The organism is Cognatundibacterium curvum (genome assembly GCF_014284235.1).
Taxonomy (GTDB): domain Bacteria; phylum Pseudomonadota; class Gammaproteobacteria; order Burkholderiales; family Burkholderiaceae_D; genus Undibacterium; species Undibacterium curvum.
Genome location: NZ_JACOGD010000041.1, coordinates 1 through 286, shown reverse-complemented (window position 1 = coordinate 286; position 286 = coordinate 1). Strand labels below are relative to the sequence as shown.

Below are 286 nucleotides of genomic sequence, written 5' to 3'. Positions count from 1 at the left end.
GAACCCATGGACATGATGACCATGATGATCAGTGTGCCTTTGGCGACGAAGTCACCGGTTTTCCAGAGTGCGTCCAGGCCATATGGGTTTTCGATGACTTCTTTGGCTGGGCCGGCTTCAGCAGCAGCTGGTGCGGCAGCAGGTGCAGCGGCGTCAGCTGCTGGTGCGGAAGTGGCTGGTGCTGCGGAGGCTGCAGTGGCAGAAGCTTCTTCTGCGAAGACTGGAGCGGCAACAGCTGCGGTCAGGGCCAGAACGGCGGCAGCCAGGAATGCGGAGAAACGGGTTT

Annotated in this window: 1 pseudogene; it reads right to left on the bottom strand. The window is 60.5% G+C overall.

Features of this window, described 5'->3' with window-relative positions:
- Positions 1-286: pseudogene (locus tag H8K43_RS18775) on the bottom strand (MotA/TolQ/ExbB proton channel family protein); the annotation flags it as partial.